We start from the raw sequence: 21045 nt of genomic DNA, 5'->3' as shown, positions 1-21045 counted from the left end.
GCGGGAGCGATCCCGCCTCCTACTCGATCCTGCGATCAGATAAGCGAATGACCCATATTGATATCGGTTGCTGGTTTTGGAAGGGAATCAAATTCTTCAATGACGCTGTCTTTGAAGATAATTTTAGCAATAAGCAGTAGAGAGTTTTTATCCTGAACGCCATATTTATTCAGTAACCTTGATTTGCTGTTCAGTACTGATTTCTTATTTAACCCGATAAGATCGGCAATCGTTTCTGCTGAGTAACCCGCACTCCAATACTGAAACACGGCATATTCAGATTTCGATAGCCTGACGGGGCTGAATAGACGGCGATCGTGATGGTGAACGAAGTCGAGCAATTTATAAAAAGAATTGATGTGTGCTGACTTGGAAATAAGAATCGTTTTTTCGTCAATACACACGGGGGGGTGATTGGGGGAATTATTGATGATAATGAACGATGACGCCATATTATAAAAGTGGGTTCTTATCGACTCATAGTATTCTTCAAAGCCTTCGCTGCTACCATCAATGATAAAAATACACTTTTTCTTTCCTTGTTGTAGCGTAAACCTGTTGACAGGTTTTATCGAGAGCATAGGAATACTCGATAGGATTTCCCGTAATCCTACCGTGGTAAAATTGCATTTACTGAAAATTCTCACATCCATGATTTTTAACACATATGAGTTTATTGTCTGAAAGTGGTCACAAACCAATAATCGTTGCTGATGTTATCCAGTTATTAAGAAATCGCGAGCCTGAAGGGTCTTGCATCGCTAAAAGGTAGAGCCTCTAGATAAATCAGTGGAAGCAACAACTGATTTCATCATCTATCTCTATGATCAAACTGGAAAAATTCTTATCGGTGTAACATAGTATGCTTGATTTACTGGTTTATTTCTATCTTTAAATACATAGGGTTATCCCATCCCTCCTGCTATTGCAACGTGAGTCTCTGCGTTAATCGTGGCGACTGCTTATCCGTATGTTGCTGCATTCGCTTTCTCTTGCTTTCCAGCATCTGGAAATCTGCCGAGCATCGTTTCTTAAAAAGAGAACGGAACAGTAATATGATTGCAAATAACTATCTATTTATATTTATTAATTATTAAATCCTATCATAATGAGGATCGAAACAATTAGAGGTTGCTGTTATCCAACAGCTTACAGGTAATACGGCGGGGATGATAGTGGTCGGATGACTAACGGGCAATTGAGATTTTTTCAATTGCCCGTGGGGATATTTTTGCGGGTAATCAGAGCGTGCGATTACTTCTCGGCAGCGATGCGTTCGCGGATGTGTTTGGCGCGTCCTTCAGATGAAGGGTGGGAATCAAACATGCTGCTCTCATGACCTGCATCCAGTTTAGCGAGTTTTTCAAAGCTGGTTGCCAGACCTTCTCGCTTGATGCCGCGTTTCTTCAGCAAATCAAAGGAATAGTCATCAGCCTGACTTTCCTGAGATTGAGAGAATTGGGAGTTGACCAGTTTTTCGCCCAGATCGGCTAACTGTGATTGCGACAGAGACGCTGCTACGCCGCCGGCAGAGGCGATTGCGGTACGTGCGGCTGTTGCGGCATAGGCAACCTGCATCGCTTTACGGGTGTGTCCCAGCGCCACGTGGCCCATTTCGTGGCCGAGTACGCCTTCTACTTCATTATCATTCATCATGTCCATCAAGCCGCTGTATACCCGAATACAGCCGTTCGCCATTGCCCAGGCGTTAACATCTTTTGTCAAATACACCTTGTAGTTCGCTGGCGTACCGTTGATATCGTGGCCTAGCGCATCCGCAATTTTATTCAGACGCTGCGTGTATTTGCTGTCAGCCGGGGCAATTTTTGCCTCTTTATCCATTTGCTCACAGGATTGGTCGCTGAGCGCTTTAACCTGGGCGTCGCTAAGCGTCGCTGCCTGGAAAGCCTGTGCGCCGGATTGCATTAAGGTATTGGTGTTTAAGTTCTGGCAGCCAGTCAGCAGCGTTGCGACACACAGAGCCAGCACAGAAGAACGAATTGCCATAAAAATCATCTCCCTACGATTGTGTTTATTTTTTAATACGAAATAAAAGCGGCTATAAATTACCCGAAAACAGCGTCGGGCAATAGATCGGAAAATCTGATTTTTATTTTTTTCGATAGTCCATAAGCGATGAATTCTGTTTCCAGCGTGTGCCAAAAAGACACGCGAGAGAAAGGTGAAGCTACTGGAAAACAGGGCGTATGGCACTGTAATCAACTGCACAATTGGCAAAAGAACCGCGATTGATTCGTTAGCTGATAAATCCCTGTTTTTTACTCACGGTTCCATGTGCATTCGCTGCATTTTTCATGTACATTTGTAATCATATTTATTTTGTCATTTCTGTTTAACGCATTGATTAGTATGAGTTATTCAGGAAGGTATTCGTTCAATCCGATCTGGAGTCAAGCATGTCCTCTCGTAAAGAACTTGCCAATGCTATCCGTGCGCTGAGCATGGATGGGGTGCAGAAAGCCAAATCCGGTCACCCGGGCGCACCGATGGGCATGGCCGATATCGCCGAAGTGCTGTGGCGCGACTATCTTAACCATAATCCGGCCAACCCTAACTGGGCCAACCGTGACCGCTTCGTGCTGTCTAACGGCCACGCGTCCATGCTGATTTACAGCCTGCTGCACCTCTCCGGCTACGACCTGCCGATTGAAGAACTGAAAAACTTCCGTCAGTTGCACTCCAAAACGCCAGGTCACCCTGAATACGGCTACACCGCCGGCGTTGAAACCACCACCGGTCCGCTGGGGCAGGGTATCGCCAATGCGGTCGGTATGGCGATTGCCGAGCGCACGCTGGCCGCGCAGTTCAACCGTCCGGGTCATGAGATTGTTAACCATCACACCTACACCTTCCTCGGCGACGGCTGCATGATGGAAGGGATTTCCCACGAAGTCTGCTCGCTGGCGGGCACCATGAAACTCGGCAAACTGACCGCGTTTTATGATGACAACGGCATCTCCATTGACGGCCATGTTGAAGGCTGGTTTACCGACGATACTGCCGCCCGCTTTGAAGCCTACGGCTGGCACGTGGTGCGCGGCGTGGACGGTCACGATGCGGACGCTATCAAACGCGCCATCGGCGAAGCGCAGCTTGTCACTGACAAACCGTCACTGCTGATGTGTAAAACCGTGATTGGTTTTGGTTCTCCGAACAAGGCCGGTACGCACGACTCGCACGGTGCACCGCTGGGCGATGCCGAAGTGGCTGCATCCCGCGAACAGCTGGGCTGGACGCACGCACCGTTCGATATTCCTGCCGATATTTATGCCGCCTGGGATGCCAAGCCGGCCGGTCAGCGTAAGGAAGCTGCCTGGGATGAGGCATTTGCTGCCTATGCCAGCGCATACCCGGAACTGGCTGCCGAGTTCACTCGTCGCACCGGCGGTGAACTGCCCGCCAACTGGCAGGCTGACGCACAGAAATTCATTGAAGACCTGCAAGCGAATCCGGCGAAAATTGCCAGTCGCAAAGCGTCACAGAACGCGCTGGAAGCCTACGGCAAACTGCTGCCGGAATTCCTGGGCGGCTCTGCCGACCTGGCGCCGAGCAACCTGACCATCTGGTCTGGCTCGGTTTCACTGGATAAAGACCACGCGGGTAATTACATCCACTACGGCGTGCGTGAATTCGGCATGACGGCGATTGCCAACGGGATTGCGCTACACGGTGGTTTTGTACCGTACACGGCGACCTTCCTGATGTTCGTGGAATATGCGCGTAACGCCGTGCGTATGGCCGCGCTGATGAAAATCCGCAGCATCTACGTTTACACCCACGACTCCATCGGTCTGGGCGAAGACGGCCCGACACACCAGCCGGTTGAACAGCTGGCCAGCCTGCGCGTCACACCGAACATGAGCAACTGGCGTCCGGCAGACCAGGTGGAAACGGCGGTGGCGTGGAAATACGCCATTGAGCGTCAGGACGGCCCGACGTCGCTGATCCTGTCTCGTCAGAATCTGGCACAGCAGTCACGTACCGCTGAGCAGCTGGCGAACGTGGCGAAAGGTGGCTATGTGCTGAAAGACAGCGAGGGTCAACCTGAGCTGATCCTGATTGCCACCGGTTCTGAAGTTGAACTGGCTGTCGGCGCGTATGACAAACTGACTGCCGCTGGCCGCAAGGTACGCGTAGTGTCCATGCCGTCTACGGATGCGTTCGACAAGCAGGATGCCGCCTACCGTGAAGCGGTGCTGCCGAAGGCCGTGTCCGCACGCGTGGCGATTGAAGCAGGTATCGCGGACTACTGGTTCAAGTACGTCGGCCTGAACGGTGCGATTGTCGGCATGACGAGCTTCGGCGAATCAGCTCCGGCTGAACTGCTGTTCGAAGAGTTCGGCTTTACCGTCGATAACGTGGTCGAAAAAGCGCAGGCGTTGTTGAAGTAATCACGCCGCGTTAATCCTGATATAAGAAGCCGCCAGCTAACACTGGCGGCTTTTTTTCGTCTTTAATTTGCTCCGCTGCTCTGCACATTTTGCCCTCTCTTCAACTCCCGTTTTTTTAGTTTTATGACGTAGGTCACTCTTCTGGTGTGTGCCAAACGAGAATATTTCTTTTATGCATTAATTCGTTTATGCTAGCTGAAGCGTTTCAGTTGTTGTGCTGACGGCGTTCTGCCAGGGGTTCTCTGGTGTCTAAGAAGGGTATATTCTATGCGCTGGGCATACCTGCAATGACATAAGGAACCACAAAGAACGCTATGACGATCCGTATTGCGATAAACGGTTTTGGCCGCATCGGCCGCAGTGTTTTACGTGCGTTGTATGAATCAGGCCGCCGAGCTGAGATTACCGTGGTGGCGATTAACGAGTTGGCGAGCGCGGAAGGCATGGCGCATTTGCTCAAGTACGACTCCAGCCACGGCCGTTTTTCGTGGGATGTGCGTCAGGAATGCGACCAGCTTTATGTCGGTGATGATTGTATTCGTCTGTTGCATCAGGCAGAGATCCAGGCATTGCCCTGGCGAGAACTCGGTGTAGATATCGTACTGGATTGCAGCGGTGTTTACGGTAGCCGGGAAGATGGCGAAGCCCATCTGGCGGCAGGTGCGAAGAAAGTGCTGTTTTCTCATCCGGGAACGGCGGATTTGGATGCTACGGTGGTGTTTGGCGTCAATCACCATCAGTTGGAAAGCGGGCATCGCATTGTTTCGAATGCGTCCTGCACGACCAACTGCATTATCCCGGTGATCAAATTACTGGATGATGCCTTCGGGATCGAAAATGGCACGGTGACGACGATTCACTCATCCATGAACGATCAACCGGTGATCGATGCTTATCATCACGATCTGCGGCGCACACGCGCTGCCAGCCAGTCGATCATTCCGGTAGATACCAAACTGTCGGCGGGGATCACCCGTATTTTTCCGCAGTTTGTCGATCGCTTTGAAGCGATATCGGTGCGGGTGCCGACGATTAACGTCACGGCAATTGACCTGAGCGTTAGCGTCAGGAAAGCCGTAAACGTGAATGAAATTAATGCACTATTGCAAAAATCAGCGCATGAGTCGTTTCGTGGTATAGTTGATTATACTGAATTGCCGCTGGTGTCGGCTGATTTTAACCACGATCCGCACAGTGCCATTGTCGACGGCACGCAGACACGGGTCAGTGGTCAGCACCTGATTAAAACATTAGTCTGGTGCGATAACGAATGGGGCTTTGCCAACCGGATGTTGGATACAACACGGGCGATGGCAGCCTGCGGTTTCTAGTACGACGGTGGCGATCAGGGGTCGCTATCTCGCTCAAGCAACTTTAAAAGAGAATCAACAAGAGGATTCACCATGTCTGTAATTAAGATGACCGATCTGGATCTGGCTGGTAAACGTGTTCTTATTCGTGCGGATCTGAACGTACCAGTAAAAGAAGGGAAAGTGACGTCTGATGCGCGCATCCGTGCCTCTCTGCCGACCATCGAAATTGCGCTAAAACAAGGCGCTCGCGTTATGGTCACGTCCCACTTGGGACGTCCGACCGAAGGTGAGTACAACGAAGAGTTTTCTCTGCTGCCTGTCGTTGACTACCTGAAAGAGAAACTGTCTTCTCCTGTACGTCTGGCGAAAGACTATCTTGATGGTGTTGATGTCGCCGAAGGCGAGCTGGTTGTACTGGAAAACGTCCGCTTTAACAAAGGCGAGAAGAAAGACGACGAAGTCCTGTCCAAGAAATACGCGGCGCTGTGCGATGTATTCGTGATGGATGCCTTCGGTACGGCACACCGTGCGCAGGCTTCAACCCATGGCGTGGGTAAATTTGCGTCTATCGCCTGTGCGGGCCCGCTGCTGTCTGGTGAACTGGAAGCATTGGGTAAAGCATTGAGCGAGCCAGCACGTCCGATGGTTGCTATCGTAGGTGGTTCTAAAGTTTCCACTAAACTGACGGTACTGGATTCCCTGTCTAAAATCGCCGATCAGCTGATCGTCGGCGGCGGTATTGCCAATACCTTCGTTGCCGCACAAGGCCACAACGTGGGTAAATCTCTGTACGAAGCCGATCTGATTTCTGAAGCGAAGAAGCTGCTGGAAACCTGCGATATTCCTGTACCGAGCGATGTGCGCGTGGCGTCAGAATTCTCTGAAACTGCAACGGCAACGCTGAAGTCTGTTACCGCAATCAAAGATGAAGAGCAGATTCTGGACCTGGGTGATGTTTCCGCAGAGCGTCTGGCTGAGATTCTGAAAAATGCCAAGACCATCCTGTGGAATGGCCCGGTTGGCGTCTTCGAATTCCCGAATTTCCGTAAAGGAACCGAGACCATCGCTCGCGCTATCGCAGAGAGCGATGCATTCTCTATTGCAGGCGGCGGCGATACGCTGGCTGCGATCGATCTGTTTGGTATTGCAGATAAAATCTCCTACATTTCTACCGGTGGCGGTGCATTCCTGGAGTTCGTTGAAGGGAAAAAACTGCCAGCAGTTGTGATGCTGGAAGAACGCGCTAAGCAGTAATTTAAGGTAAGGGCTGATTTTTTCCCTTTCCCAGGGCTGTCTCGACATGGGGTTGTTGCAACAGCATGTCGGGATGGCCTGTCGATTGAACATCGATTTCTCTAACCCCTCCACGGCCAACGAAACGGGACACGTAACATGTCTAAAATTTTTGATTTCGTAAAACCCGGTGTCATCACAGGTGATGACGTTCAGAAAGTTTTCGCAGTAGCAAAAGAAAACAAATTCGCTTTGCCAGCAGTAAACTGTGTCGGTACCGACTCAATCAATGCTGTGCTGGAAGCCGCAGCCAAAGTACGCGCGCCGGTCATCGTTCAGTTCTCTAACGGCGGAGCAGCGTTCACCGCAGGTAAGGGCCTGAAAGCGGAAGGCCAGAAGGCGGCAATTTTGGGTGCGATCTCTGGCGCTCATCATGTTCACCAAATGGCTGAACATTATGGTATTCCGGTAATTCTGCACACTGACCACTGTGCGAAAAAACTGCTGCCATGGATCGATGGCCTGCTGGATGCGGGTGAAAAACACTTCGCGGCTACCGGCAAACCGCTGTTCTCTTCTCACATGATTGACCTGTCTGAAGAGTCTCTGGAAGAGAACATCGAAATCTGCTCTAAATATTTGGCGCGTATGGCCAAAATCGATATGACCCTGGAAATCGAACTGGGTTGCACCGGTGGTGAAGAAGACGGTGTGGATAACAGCCACATGGACGCTTCTGCTCTGTACACCCAGCCAGAAGATGTTGACTATGCGTACACCAAACTGAACGCGATCAGCCCACGTTTCACTATCGCTGCCTCTTTCGGTAACGTGCATGGCGTATACAAGCCAGGTAACGTGAAGTTGACCCCGACCATCCTGCGTGATTCTCAGGAATATGTTTCCAAGAAACATAACCTGCCGCACAACAGCCTGGACTTCGTGTTCCACGGTGGTTCTGGTTCCAGCGCTCAGGAAATCAAAGACTCCGTTAGCTACGGCGTAGTGAAAATGAACATCGATACCGACACCCAGTGGGCAACGTGGGAAGGTATCCTGAAGTACTACAAAGAAAACGAAGCTTACCTGCAAGGCCAATTGGGCAACCCGAAAGGCGACGATCAGCCGAACAAGAAATACTATGATCCACGTGTGTGGCTGCGTTCCGCTCAGGCGAGCATGGTTACGCGTCTGGAGCAGGCCTTCAAAGAGCTGAATGCCGTTGATGTGCTGTAAGTAAGACGACGTAAGTATGGTTTGATATTAAGACTCCTAAGGGAGTCTTAATTTTTGGGGCCGATGTTGCGGTTTCTGCTATCGACGTTATGCTTTCCCGGTGATTAAGAAAACAGGAGCGTTTAAATGGAAGAACTTAATACGGGATTGGATCAGGCAGGGAACTGGTTGGTGGCACATCAGAACTTGTTTTTGCAGTATGCCGTGAATATTGTCGCCGCATTAGTGATCCTTATTGTTGGTTTGGTGATCGCGCGGATCGTCTCTGGCACCATCAATAAACTGATGATTAGCCGTTCTATCGATTCAACCGTGGCTGATTTCCTGTCTGCGCTGGTGCGTTATGGCATTATCGCGTTTACGCTGATTGCGGTATTGAGCCGGGTTGGCGTACAGACTGCATCGGTGATTGCCGTGTTGGGTGCGGCGGGCTTGGCTGTCGGTTTGGCATTACAGGGCTCGTTAGCCAACTTTGCTGCCGGTGTGTTGTTAGTGATCTTCCGGCCTTTCCGTACTGGAGAATGGGTCGATTTGGGCGGCGTATCTGGCTCGGTTACGCAGGTGCAGATCTTCTCGACGACGCTACGTACCTCTGACGGCAAAATTATCGTGGTGCCGAATGGCAAGATCATTGCGGGTAATATCATCAACAGCTCACGTGAACCCGATCGCCGTACCGAAATTATTGTTGGTGTAGCCTATGATGCTGACATTGATGTAGTGAAAAAGCTGTTGGGCGATATTGTTGCCGCAGACGATCGTATTCAGCATGACAAAGGCGTTACGATCCGCCTGAATGAAATGGCAGCATCGTCGCTGAATTTTGTGGTATGGGTATGGACGACCAACGGTAATGCGCAGGCGGTGTACTGGGATCTGTTGGAAAGCTTTAAGCGTGTACTAGACGAACATCGTATTGGCATTCCTTACCCGCAGATGGATGTACACCTGCATAAGGTTCAAGAACGCGCTGAATAATAGATAATATGACAGGGGCCGAATGGCCCCTGATTGATCCCTGCCTTTACTGTCCGTAATAGGCGTTTTTACCATGCTTGCGCAGGTAGTGCTTGTCCAGCAGAACTTGCTGCATAGCGGTAATACCCGGTGTCAGCTGGCGTGAAAAAATTCCCATATAGGCTATCTCTTCCAACACCACCGCATTATGCACTGCGTTGTGTGCATCTTTGCCCCAGGCGAACGGGCCGTGGGCATTGACCAGCACAGCAGGAATGTCTGTCGGGCTGATTCCGCGCTGGCGGAACGTTTCTATAATGACGTTGCCCGTTTCCTGCTCATAGTGCTGCGCAATTTCGTCCTGTGTCATCAATCGCGTACAGGGGATGGCACCGTAGAAATAGTCGGCATGCGTGGTGCCCCAGGCGGGCAGATCCAGCCCTGCCTGTGCCCAGATGGTGGCGTGGCGCGAGTGCGTATGGACGATGCCGCCGATCTCGGTAAAAGCACGGTATAGCGCCAGATGTGTCGCCGTATCCGAGGACGGCTTTTTGTTACCTTCGAGGGTCTGCCCGGAGGCGAGATCGACCACGACCATATCCTCTACGGCCATATGTTCGTACTCCACGCCTGACGGTTTGATGACCACCAGACCGCGGTCGCGATCCACGACGCTGACGTTACCCCAGGTGAACGTCACCAGATTGTGACGCGGTAAATCCAGATTTGCTTCCAGAACCTGTTGTTTAAGCTGTTGTAACGTTAGCATGGCATTCCCCCTTGTTGCATTTTCTGTTCGATCCAGCGGCGCGCCTGAACAATTTCGGCGACCGGTTCATCAGCCTTCTCCGTCCACATTTCAATCAAGAACGCACCGCGATAATTGAGTGCTTTCAGCGTGCTAAAAACGGAAACGAAATCCACACAGCCTTCACCAAATGGCACGTCGCGGAACTGTCCGGGCGAGGTTGCGGTAACGGCTAAGGTGTCTTTCAGATGAATAGCGGCGATGCGATCGATACCCAGTTGTAATTCTTGCGTGACATTGTTGCCCCAGGCGCTGAGGTTGCCGACGTCTGGGTAGACGGTAAACCACGGCGAAGCCAGGCAGGCATCCCAGGCTTTCCACTTGCTGATCGAGTTCATAAAGGCGGTATCCATGATCTCCACGGACAGCATCACCTGCGCGGCGGCGGCACGTTCAACCGCCCATTGCATACCTTCGGTAAAGCGAGCGAGCGTGCTTTCATCCTGCTGCTCGTAATAGACGTCATACCCAGCGAGCTGAATAGTGCGGATGCCCACGTCGTTGGCCAGTTGAATAGCCTGCTCCATGATCGTAAAGGCGCGCTGGCGTAGTGCCTCGTCATGGCTGCCGAACGGAAAACGCCGATGCCCGGATAAGCACATCGAAGGGATGCGAATGCCGGTTTCCAGCATCGCATTGACCAACGAGAGCCGCTGCTCCTTACTCCACAGCAGGCGAGCCAGACGTTCATCGCTTTCGTCTACCGACATTTCAACAAAGTCAAAACCACAGGCTTTTGCCAGCGCCAGGCGTTCTGGCCAGGTCAGGTGTTTCGGCAGGGCTTTTTCATAAATACCTAATGGGTGTTGGCGCATATTAAGGCCTCCAGATGGCGTCAATGGCGGTACGGAATTGGCGAGCCGAGTTTACTGGGTCAGATGCATCCGCCAGCGCTCGTCCGGCAATGAATGCAGTGACGGCGATATCACGGAATAGCGGCAGATCCGCAGGGGTGATCCCTCCGGTGATAGACAGTTCGATGCCGAGGTCTGAGAGGGCTTTCATCATGTCTAGATCTTGCTGACCCCAGGTTTGGCCGCTGGCCTGCGCATCGCGGCCACGGTGGTAAATCGCCTGTTTGATGCCCAACGCACGCCACGCTTTGGCATCTTCCAGCGTCCAGCGCCCGAATAGCTCTATCTGGATCTCTCCCCGATGACGCTCTGCCACTTCCCGTGCGCTGGCCATGGTGGGCAGCGGGGCGGCGCAGATCACGGTCATCCAGTTTGCGCCGTGAGAAAAGGCTTGCTCCGCCAGCGTTGCGCCCGCGTCAGCGACTTTCAAATCGGCCACCAGCACATGGTGAGGGCAGCGCTCGCGCAGTTGGCTGACGGCCTGAATACCTGCGCTGATGCACAAAATGGTGCCCGCCTCGATGATGTCAACATAAGGGTGGAGTAATTCCACGGTAGTGAGGGCGGCATCCAGTCGGGTGTGGTCGAGCGCCAGTTGCAGGCGGGGTTGCGTGGTCATGGTTTCTCCTTACCGGCGGGTTGCAGCGCTTTTAACGCGTCGACGAGCGCCTGATAGTGTTGGTATTTTTTGTCGTAGGCCGTGCGAACGTGTTCATCTGGGGTAAGGCGTGTAATGCGTGGTGAGAGTGCCTGCTGAGCGGCAGTGAAATCGCTAAAGGCACCGTTGCCGACCATCGCCGCCATCGCCGCACCCAGACAGCCGGTTTCTTCTACCTGTGGGAGTTCGACAGGCAGGCCACTGATGTCCGCGAACATCTGCATCCAGGGGACGGACTTGGCAGGGCCGCCGGTGATGCGCAACGCGTCCACGTGAGGGAAGCGCTGACGCATACGATTCAGGTGCGCCATGTGGCAGAACACCACGCCTTCGTAAATGGCCTGAACAAGGTGTTCTCGCTGGTGGAACGCTTGCAGGCCGTAGAAGCTGGCGCTGAGCCCTAATCCGGCGTTGGAGCCATACAAAAACGGGACAAACAGTAGGGGGCTGCCTGCTTTAGGCAGATCCGAAACCCAGCGGTTGAGCTGAGCATAATCAACCCCTAAACCGTCGCTCAGCCGCCATTGTTGGCAGAACCATTCCAGATTGGCGGCAGACGTAGGACTGGCTTCATGCACGATGTAACGGCCTGCTTCCGCATGGCGGCCATACACAAAGGGATGGTCGTAGCCATCGGCGAGCGTGTCGGTGATGCCGCTGGTGACAGACCATGTTCCCATCACCGCATTGAGTCGGGTTTCGTCCTGAAGGCCTGCGCACAGGGCGGTAGAAACCACGTCGAATAATCCGCCGACGACGGGGGTTCCTGCCCGCAGTCCGGTGAGCTGTGCCGCTTCTGGGGTAATTCGGCCTGCGATATCAGCAGAACCGATAAGCGGCGGTAAAGCCTCGATGATTTCTGCAATCCCGAGCTGTTCTGCCAGCGCGGGATCGTAGCGGCCCGTGTCCATGTTGTAGAGATTGGATTCGGAGATATTGGTTTCTTCACAAGCCCGTTCTCCGGTCAGGCAGAAACGCAGATAGTCGTGTGCCATGAACAGCGTACCGATTTGTGCATAGCGTGTCGGCTGGTGGTCTTTAAGCCACCGCAGTAGCGAAACCGGATGGCCTGTCCACAGCGTCTGACGGGTCTGAGGATAAAGCGCTTGCGGTATCCCTGCCTGCTGCCACGCCAGAACCTGTTCACGCGCGCGTTGATCGGATGACAGCATCGCATTACCTAGCGGCTTGTCATGCTTATCCAGCAAGAATAACCCTTTGCCTTGGGCAGAGATCCCTACGCCGGAAATGGCGCTGGCGGGGATTGCCGCTCTGCCCAGCAGTTCGCGAATAACCTCAGCAGCGGTCTGCCACAGGGTGTGCAGGTCGCGCTCAGCCCAACCGGGCTGCGGTGTGGTAATTGGCAGATTACGGCGTGCGATGCCGTACTCTGTTCCGGTGACGTCATAGATCCCGGCTTTGATAAAAGTGCCGCCGCAGTCGAGCCCCAGAAAATAGTCCGTCATGCTGCCTCCGTGGACTCATCGCAGCGCGGTGGCAGCATCATGGCCAGTACAGCGGCAATCGCCAGCGAGATAGCCAAACTGTAAACGCCAACGTCTTTGTTAAAGGCTGAAATCAGGACGCCGACCATATAAGGGCCGCAGAAGCCACCGAGATTACCGAGCGCGTTAATGACACCGCGCGCGCCGCCAGCGACTTCGGCATCAAACAGCTTGGGAGGAATGGTCCAGAACACGCCCGCAGCCGCCTGAATGAAGACGCCACAGCCGACTAGCGCGGCATAGGACCACCAGATATGGCTTTTGAGCAAGACGGACAGCGCCATGCAGATAGCAAAACAGGCGAGCGGTAGTGCGACGAAGACTTTACGTTTTCCTGAGTTATCGGACAGATAGGAGATCGTGAACATGCCGACGATCGCACCGATATAAGGCAAAATAGCCAGCATACCGACCTGTTCCATATTGCCGTTGGTCAGCCCTTTCAGGATGGTGGGCAACCACAGGGTGTAGCCGTAAATACCTGTCTGGTAAAAGAAATTCACCAAAATTAACTGCCACATCAGCTTTTCGCGCAGTACCCGGCTTAGGGAGGCATTACGGACGGTTTTGCCTTGCAGGGCCGCTTGTTCTTCCTGCAACGTTTTGATCAGATACTCTTTTTCTGCCGGTGAAATCCATTTCGCTTCCTGCGGGCGGTTGCTGATGGTAAACCACCACAGCAGCATAACCACCAGCGAGAATCCTCCCTCCACCAGAAACAGCATGCGCCAATCCCAGGTTGTGATGACCCAGCCAGAAAGCGGGGCGGTCAAAATTCCGGCGATGGGCACAAACATGATGACAATCGCGTTGGCGCGGCCACGCTCTTTATCCGGGAACCAGTTGCTGATCATCGTGAGCACCACCGGGAGCATGCCGCCTTCAGATACCCCCAGCGCAAAGCGCAAAAACAGCAACTGATACTGATTGGTTACCAGACCGGTCAACACCGAAATGACGGCCCAGGCCAGCAGTGACCAGCCGATAAATTTTTTACCGTTGCCGTGTACGGCGAGTTTGCCGCCCGGCACTTGTAAAAACAGATAGCCGATGAAGAAGATCCCGCCTGCGAGTCCGGCCATCGATGCCGTAATACCCAGTTCGTCATCCATACCGCCCGGCATCGCGAAGGCAATGTTGACGCGGTCCATATAGGAAATAATGCAGGTAATCAAAATGGGCGGTACGATCCGCAACCAGCGTAATCGAGGAATGTTTGCCGCTGTGGGCTGGCTAGAAGAAACCGTAGCTGTATTCATATCACTTTACCCTTCAACATGTTGCGTGCATGGCGTGCTTCACTTTGGGCTTTTTCGCGCGTAGCGATCCCCGCACATGCCCGCAGGCATGTGTCGCGTTACATGGCAAAATCAGAAACGATTAGGGAGCGTGAAAGTGTGCCATCGGTATCTTCACCACCACTTTGCGGATTGCGCAGGGCTGCTCGTGAATGCAGGCTGGACGATGCACATCCTGAGGAAAGAACACGGCAAAGTTGCCGGAATGCATGGTCAGCCAGGACTCGTCATCAACATCCTGATAGAACAAGATGTCGCGTGCTTCGTTCCATTCCTGATGTACCGGATTACGGCCGTTGTCCGTTACCACGCCGATCCGTTCGGTTCCGCTGACTAAAAATTGCACATCGATATTGTGACGATGGACTTCAGGACGTAAGTCACTTTTAGTCTGCGTGTGTAGATCCAGTACCTGAACGGTATAGCCTGTCTCTTCATCAAGGTAGCGGCCAGCCGGTAAGGCGCTGAAGTCGGTTTTTTGCAGGTAGGCCAGCGCACGGGCGACGGGTGCAGGGTGCTGACCAAAAACGGTATTGTCGATATGACCGAAGATCATGGGACGTCTCCTTGTTAAAGCGCCTGAATGCGTGCCCACACCCGTTCATCAACCGGGATGCCGTCGCGCAAGTTTTCCTCGCGAATACGCGGAAACTTATGGCCCGGCAGACGGATGGCGACATCAGGTTGGGTACGCTCGGCGCTGGTGATGTAATCCATTATGCGTTTCAGTTTTTCATCGCGGGTTTTGCCGTCGATCAACCTATCGATCTCAATGGCGATGAAGACCTGCGATACGCCGTATTCGTCGCGATGATCTTCTGTGACTTCTGCGACGGAGGCACCGCCGGACAGTAGGGTGGCGATCATGTCCAGCACAATAGACAGTGCCGATCCTTTCCAGTAGCCCGCCGGGAGGATGCGTCGGTTCTCCTCGATAATGGCTGGATCGCGGGTCAAATTACCGTCGTTGTCGAACCCACCATCAACGGGCAAGGTCTTGCCTGCCAATCGGTTGATCTCTAGCGCGCCATAGGAAAACATCGACATCGACATATCCACCATGGTGATTGGGTTGCCGGGGACGGCGACGATCAGCGGATTAGTACCGATGCGGCAGGTTTTTGCTCCCCACGGTGGCATAACGGCGATCGAGTTAGTCCAGCAAATACCGATATAGCCTTTCTCGGCGGCCTGCCAGCCATAGCCGCCGCCGCGCATCCAGTGGTTAGCATTGCGCAATGCCACCAGACCAATACCGTGCGCATCGGCCAACTGCATCGCGCGATCCATCATGCGGCGCGCCGTCAGGTTGCCAATGCCCTGATGGGCATCCCACTGCTCGATAGCACCAAGTGAGAGCAGTTTGCTGGGTTCGGCATCGGGTACGATGTCGCCGGCGTCCAACTGCTGAATAAAGCGTGGGAAACGGTTTACACCGTGAGAATAAACGCCGTCGGCTGAAGTATCGGCGAACAGCGTCGCGCAGGTATCGGCGGTTTCTTCCGCGACATTGCGCGCCAGTAAAACACGTTTGAACTGTTGCTTAAGGTCGTTGTAACTCACTCTCATAACGCGTCTCCATGACGATAATTAGATTGCTTTTTATTCGTCATATTTCATTATGCGAAATTGCATTTCAAATAAATGCTATACCTGTGCTTGCATGAAGTCAAAATGAGAGTGTGTTAAATTTTCATTTAAAAACAGGTGGTTATTTTAATGTGGTGACTTTGTGATCGGTGCCGCATTTTGGTCGGTTCGCGAAGTACAGACGTGAAAAAGCAGGGTGAGAGCCGCACCCTAAAGTTGCTGACAATGGCCGTCGAGCGTGAGTAACGGATAGATCGTAAAGTCGCTGTAAACACGTCCCTGTGCGCTCGGATTGCGCCATCCATGGCGCAAACGCTTTACTCTTCTATTCCGTTACTCCCGTTTTCGTTCTGCGAGTAGGTTTGTCAACGGTTTAAGAGGTGAGAGCCTCACCCTGTTAGCTACCCCATACGCGCGGTTTTACCGGTACGACTCTACCCCGATACGGTAAAGCGACGTTGTTGCCGTGATGTACAGTTCATTCCCTTCTGGCCCGCCGATGGTGCAGTTGGACACGCATTCCGGTACATCAATTTTGCCGATCTGATGACCTTCGGGACTAAAAACCAGAACGCCGTCAGCGCAACTGCAAAACAGATTGCCAGTGCGATCAACACAGAAGCCATCGGGAATGCCCGGTTCTACGCGGGCGAAAAACTGTCCCGCGCCCAGACGCTTTCCCTCAACCGGATAAATGCGCAGATCGCGACGACCCAGCGTGGGGAAATCAATAATCGACATGTCTGCAACATATAAATATTTTTCATCTGGCGAAAAGGCCAACCCGTTTGGGCGCTGGAGATCGCTGGCCGCGATGCTGAGTGAGCCATCGCGCGGATCGAAACAGTAGACATAGCAGCCAATGACCTGACTTTCTGATTTGTAGCCTTCGTCATCGCTGGTAATGCCATAAGGCGGATCGGTAAACCAGATCGTGCCGTCACTACGGATCGCCACATCGTTTGGCGAGTTGAAGCGTTTCCCGTCAATGCGGTCAACCAGAATGTGAATATCGCCACTGTGCTCACGACGGCTGATACCACGTCGACCATGCTCGCAGCTTACGACGCGTCCTTGCGCATCGAGTGCATTGCCGTTGGCGTAGTGGGATGGAGAGCGCCAGAGCGTGACGTCGCCAGTACGCGACCAGATAAACATCCGGTTTCCTTTCACATCGCTAAAGACCACGGCATCCTGCTGCGGCAACCATACTGGGCCTTCGGCCCAGATGGCGGGAGAACACAGACGCTCAAGTTGTTGTGTCATGTTGGGCTCCCCACTTATTTCACACCCCAGATTGCCCGGTAATGGCCCTGATAATCATTTTGCGGGTCATACAGGTTGTTATTACCGCCATCGTTCGCGACGTTTTCGGCGGTCACCAAATGTGCCGGGGTGACATAGCCAGAAGGCGGTTGTTTGGCAAAGGCACGGTTAAACTCATCCAGCAACTGCCAGCCGTGCAGCTTCAAGGGTTCGGGCACGGTGGCTGATTGGCTATCGCCGGAGCGAATACGTTGATAGGCAGAGATGGAGCCATCGCCCGCCGAAATGTTGTACGGTGCATTTTTACCGCCTTTCCCGGCTGTTTTTAACGACGGTGCCATGAAATCAAAATACAGGTCGTTAATGGCCAGCGAATACTGGAAGCTGTCGCCGTATTTCTGCAACAGACTAAACGTCATCGCAGGCATGCGGTTTGCGGTATCGGCGAGCGGTGTATCGATGAATTCCACCACCTTGCAGCCGCTGCATTTAGCGATCTCGTCTTTCATGACGTTGGCTTTATCAAGAGCGATTTGATAAAGGGAATCGGTAAAGATTAAGACATTGGCTTTTCCACCTGATTTAACGACGGCGTATTGGGCGGCGATACGGGCGACGTCATTTGAATCTGATGTCACGTTGTAGAAAATATCGTATTTAGGCAGCGGGCCCGGTTCTGGCACAGCGTGCCATGCTGTCAGAACAATGCCTTGCTGAATGGCTTTCTTCAGCGGGATTTTGGCAACATTCGGGTTCCAGCCGCCAATCACAATGCCATCTGGCTTCTGAGCGATCGCCTGATTGAGCGAGGCCAACTGATCTTTGACTGAGCCGCCACCGTCCAGCGTTTCCAGCTTCCAGCCAGCGGCTTTGGCTGCTTCGCTTAGCCCCTGCTGTACGCCTTGAACACCGCCATTTTTCATGTCGGAAGCAATAAAAATAATCTTCTTATTCGGCTGCAACTGCGGCCCCTGAGTCGGGCCATCCCACTGCGTGCTGCTGGCGGTCGCTTTTGCAACGGCCGCTGTTGCCTGATCGAGATAGCTGTCAGCCCACGTTGACTGACTGCTTAATAACACGGTGGTCAGTCCTGATAACAGCAATAAACGTTTCATAGGGTGTGCTCCTGTTAGGGATGTGTCACGTTATGGTTATTGTTTTCTGGTGGCGTGTTTTTCTGATGAGAAGACTCCTGGTGGTGGCGCTCGGGTGTGTCAGCCTGACGGCGTTGTACGGCTTTTTGATTCAGCAAGCGGCGGCGCTGGGCATAGCCTGCCAGCGTGATGGAGAGCAGCAGCGTGGCTCCGTTAAACAGTGGCTCAACCCAGAATTCGCCGCCAAATTGTTGGATACCGGCGATGCCAATCGCAAGAATGGCGATACCGATAACCGTTCCCCAGACGTTAACTCGGCCGGGGCGAAGCGTGGTACTGCCAAGGAATGCACCCACCAGCGCGGGCAAGAGATAATCCATACCGACGCTGGCCTGCCCGACGCCTTGTTCTGCGGCGATTAACACGCCGCTAAAACCTGTCAATACGCTTGAGACGATGAAGGCACCGATAGTAAAACGATTGACGGAAATCCCATTGAGCCGTGCTGCTGCTGGGTTGCCGCCTACGGCATACATGCAGCGGCCAAGCGGTGTATGTTCAGTGACGAGCCACAAAACGATCGCGACAAGCAGGACATAGAAGGCCACGATAGGGATTCCGCCGATCTCGGTATGGTGTAGAGCAATGAAGGCATCAGGCAGATCGCCGACGATCTGGCGGCCGCCCGAGTGCCACAGGGCGACAGCGTACAGTACAGTGCCAGAGCCCAGCGTGGCGACGAAGCTATCGATATCGGCCAATGCCACCAGAATGCCGTTGAGCAGGCCGTATAGCGCGGAAATGACCAGCACCGTCAGCACGGCCATCTGCCATGAGAAGCCGTATTCCACCTGAAGCGTAATCGCCAGAATGTGCCAGAGCACGATGCCGAAACCGACGTTGAGATCGATTTTTCCGACGATCATGGGAATGGTCGCGGCCAGTGCCAGCAGGGCAATTTTGGCTTTGCTGGAGAGGATTGCCTGTAGCGTCAACATGGAAGCGAACGATGGCGTGGCGAGTGAAAATAGAATAACCAGCGCGATGCACAGTAGCAGCAGGCCATAGCGGGTCAGAATTTGCATCAACCAGGGGCCTGCACCGTCCTGTGCCAGACTCACGCGTTGCTCTAGCGCCGTTGATTTTACTGATGTTTTATTAGACATTATTTTCTTCCTTCGAACAGGTGAGGCTGTGTGAGCGTCTGAATTTTTTTACTGTTGATTCAGTTCGACTGCGCAATAACGTGTCATTCAGGCCGAAGCCGTGGTTTCTCCCGCGCTGGCAGACGCCAGTTCCAATAAGTTGGCGAAAGAGACCTGTTGATTCTTGAGTTCGCCGACGACACTGCCTCGATTGAAAACCAGTGCGCGGTTGCAAATATGGGCGATTTCCTCGAAATCATTGGAGATCACCAGCACGGCGACGCCTTCTGCCAGTGACTTATTTAATAGATGGTAAATTTCGGCACGCGCACCGACATCAACGCCCGCCGTGGGATCTTCGAGGATCAGCAGCGGTGCGCCGAGATGCATCCAGCGTGCCATCACCACTTTCTGTTGGTTGCCGCCGGACAGCGCACTGATGTCGATATTGACGTTTTTGGGGCGAACATCGAACAGTTGCACTTTCCACCAGCTTGCCCCTATCTCTTCGCGGCGGCTGTAGCGGGAAAAGAGTTTATGTCCGCTGGCGCAGGGGTTGATAAACAGGTTCTCTCGTACGCTCATAGACATCACCAGGCTTTCGTTGGTGCGATCGCCTGCGACCAGCGAAACGCCGTGAGCCATCGCCTGTTGCGGCGAACTGGCGTGGTAAGGTGCATCACGAAACTGAATTTCTCCGCTGTCGCATTGACGTAGCCCGAACAGCAAACGACCGATTTCTTCCTGACCCGCGCCGCGCAGACCGGCCAGTGCGAGCATTTCCCCCGGCTGTAGGTTAAAGCTGACCGGGCCAATATCGCCTACGGTGACGTTTTTTACCTGGAGAACGGGGGCGGAAGGGGCAGGCAAGGGTTCACGCTGATCGCCGGGCATCGCTTCGCCCACAATCAATTGCACCAGGTCACGCAGCGAATAATCCGCTGTTTTTCCGCCAGCGACATAGCGACCATCGCGCATAACGCAGACGCGATCGGCGATGTCGATCACTTCATCCAGTCGGTGAGTGACGTAAATCATGCCAACCTTTTTCGCACGCAGTCGGTTAATCACGGAAAAAAGATGGCGGACATCGTTTGCTGGGAGCGAAGCCGTGGGTTCATCCAGCACCAGCAGCTCGGCATTAACGGCGACGGCTCGTGCGATGGCGAGTAGTGATTTTTCCGTACGGGAGAGTTCAAATACGCGGGCATCGGGATCGAGTGCGATCCCTACATCCTGTAACGCCTGGCTGGCACGTTTACGGATCGCCCGCCAGTCAATTAATCCAAAACGGCGTGGAAACCCCATGACCAGTGCCATGTTTTCCGCCACCGTCATCCACTCGATCAGCCCCAGATCCTGATGAATAAACGCAATAGGCTGGAGGCCATCACTTTTTATCGCTGCGGCTGACGCTATGCTGGTTCCACGGAATTGAATATCACCGCCATCGCGGGGGTAGACGCCCGCGAGGACTTTAATAATTGTCGATTTCCCCGCGCCATTTTCGCCCAGCAGCGCGAGCACCTCGCCCGGCATGACCTGAAGGCTGACATCATTAACCGCAATGTTGCCGCCAAAGCGTTTAGTGATGTGGCTAAGCGCAAGTATGGGTTGATCCGCATTGATTTGATTCATGTGATGCGCCCTTGTGTTCAGCACACGCTGCAATGCGG

Annotated in this window: 18 protein-coding genes; 5 read left to right on the top strand and 13 right to left on the bottom strand. The window is 53.2% G+C overall.

All coding sequences use genetic code 11. The features are described 5' to 3' along the window. Positions 1-35 precede the first annotated feature (35 nt). Positions 36-581, bottom strand: coding sequence for a helix-turn-helix transcriptional regulator (locus tag E2566_RS18580; RefSeq protein ID WP_107169243.1), 546 nt, complete (start codon positions 579-581; stop codon positions 36-38). Positions 582-1254: 673 nt separating this feature from the next. Further along, the gene (gene loiP, locus E2566_RS18575) at positions 1255-2007 is read right to left on the bottom strand and encodes a metalloprotease LoiP (RefSeq protein ID WP_107169242.1); all 753 of its coding nucleotides are present in this window, start codon (positions 2005-2007) and stop codon (positions 1255-1257) included. Positions 2008-2417: 410 nt separating this feature from the next. Here loiP and tkt point away from each other — a divergent pair, with 410 nt between their 5' ends. From tkt to mscS, 5 genes are all read left to right on the top strand, one after another. Continuing rightward, positions 2418-4412, top strand: a complete 1995-nt coding sequence (gene tkt / locus E2566_RS18570) for a transketolase (protein ID WP_107169241.1) — start codon at positions 2418-2420, stop codon at positions 4410-4412. 314 nt (positions 4413-4726) lie between these two features. Next, positions 4727-5743, top strand: coding sequence for an erythrose-4-phosphate dehydrogenase (gene epd, locus E2566_RS18565; protein ID WP_107169240.1), 1017 nt, complete (start codon positions 4727-4729; stop codon positions 5741-5743). Between the two features lie 72 nt (positions 5744-5815). Beyond that, positions 5816-6979, top strand: a complete 1164-nt coding sequence (pgk, locus tag E2566_RS18560; protein WP_107169239.1) for a phosphoglycerate kinase — start codon at positions 5816-5818, stop codon at positions 6977-6979. Positions 6980-7117: 138 nt separating this feature from the next. After that, positions 7118-8194 carry a class II fructose-bisphosphate aldolase gene (gene fbaA, locus E2566_RS18555; RefSeq protein WP_107169238.1) on the top strand — a complete coding sequence of 359 codons (1077 nt, stop codon included), beginning with the start codon at positions 7118-7120 and terminating at the stop codon, positions 8192-8194. Between the two features lie 126 nt (positions 8195-8320). Then, positions 8321-9172, top strand: a complete 852-nt coding sequence (gene mscS / locus E2566_RS18550) for a small-conductance mechanosensitive channel MscS (RefSeq protein WP_107169237.1) — start codon at positions 8321-8323, stop codon at positions 9170-9172. Between the two features lie 46 nt (positions 9173-9218). On the opposite strand, the gene araD is transcribed toward mscS, so the two are convergent. The 11 genes from araD to E2566_RS18495 all read right to left on the bottom strand — a co-directional run bounded on the left by araD (position 9219) and on the right by E2566_RS18495 (position 21007). Continuing rightward, positions 9219-9920, bottom strand: coding sequence for an L-ribulose-5-phosphate 4-epimerase (gene araD / locus E2566_RS18545; protein WP_107169236.1), 702 nt, complete (start codon positions 9918-9920; stop codon positions 9219-9221). Next, positions 9914-10774, bottom strand: coding sequence for an L-ribulose-5-phosphate 3-epimerase (locus E2566_RS18540; protein ID WP_107169235.1), 861 nt, complete (start codon positions 10772-10774; stop codon positions 9914-9916). The genes araD and E2566_RS18540 overlap by 7 nt, the downstream gene beginning before the upstream one ends. A gap of 1 nt (position 10775) precedes the next feature. After that, on the bottom strand, positions 10776-11432 hold the full coding sequence (gene ulaD, locus E2566_RS18535; protein ID WP_107169234.1) for a 3-keto-L-gulonate-6-phosphate decarboxylase UlaD: 657 nt from the start codon (positions 11430-11432) through the stop codon (positions 10776-10778). Further along, positions 11429-12937, bottom strand: a complete 1509-nt coding sequence (locus tag E2566_RS18530; protein ID WP_107169233.1) for an FGGY-family carbohydrate kinase — start codon at positions 12935-12937, stop codon at positions 11429-11431. The genes ulaD and E2566_RS18530 overlap by 4 nt, the downstream gene beginning before the upstream one ends. Then, on the bottom strand, positions 12934-14235 hold the full coding sequence (locus tag E2566_RS18525; protein ID WP_107169232.1) for an MFS transporter: 1302 nt from the start codon (positions 14233-14235) through the stop codon (positions 12934-12936). Before E2566_RS18525 ends, E2566_RS18530 begins: the two co-directional genes overlap by 4 nt. A gap of 121 nt (positions 14236-14356) precedes the next feature. Then, positions 14357-14830, bottom strand: a complete 474-nt coding sequence (locus E2566_RS18520) for a NanQ anomerase/TabA/YiaL family protein (protein ID WP_107169231.1) — start codon at positions 14828-14830, stop codon at positions 14357-14359. Between the two features lie 14 nt (positions 14831-14844). After that, complete coding sequence (gene yiaK, locus E2566_RS18515; RefSeq protein ID WP_107169230.1) at positions 14845-15843, bottom strand: 3-dehydro-L-gulonate 2-dehydrogenase; 999 nt, start codon at positions 15841-15843, stop codon at positions 14845-14847. A gap of 441 nt (positions 15844-16284) precedes the next feature. Beyond that, positions 16285-17130 (bottom strand): SMP-30/gluconolactonase/LRE family protein, encoded by an 846-nt coding sequence (locus tag E2566_RS18510; RefSeq protein WP_107169229.1) that lies wholly within the window; start codon positions 17128-17130, stop codon positions 16285-16287. Between the two features lie 14 nt (positions 17131-17144). Continuing rightward, positions 17145-18245, bottom strand: a complete 1101-nt coding sequence (locus tag E2566_RS18505) for an ABC transporter substrate-binding protein (RefSeq protein ID WP_107169228.1) — start codon at positions 18243-18245, stop codon at positions 17145-17147. Between the two features lie 14 nt (positions 18246-18259). Beyond that, positions 18260-19390 carry an ABC transporter permease gene (locus tag E2566_RS18500; RefSeq protein ID WP_107169227.1) on the bottom strand — a complete coding sequence of 377 codons (1131 nt, stop codon included), beginning with the start codon at positions 19388-19390 and terminating at the stop codon, positions 18260-18262. An 87-nt stretch (positions 19391-19477) separates the two neighbouring features. Continuing rightward, positions 19478-21007, bottom strand: coding sequence for a sugar ABC transporter ATP-binding protein (locus E2566_RS18495; RefSeq protein WP_107169226.1), 1530 nt, complete (start codon positions 21005-21007; stop codon positions 19478-19480). Positions 21008-21045 lie beyond the last annotated feature (38 nt).

This window comes from Pectobacterium punjabense (assembly GCF_012427845.1).
Taxonomy (GTDB): domain Bacteria; phylum Pseudomonadota; class Gammaproteobacteria; order Enterobacterales; family Enterobacteriaceae; genus Pectobacterium; species Pectobacterium punjabense.
The sequence above is the reverse complement of the archived record's forward strand: the minus strand, read 5'-3'. Positions and strand labels throughout refer to the sequence as shown.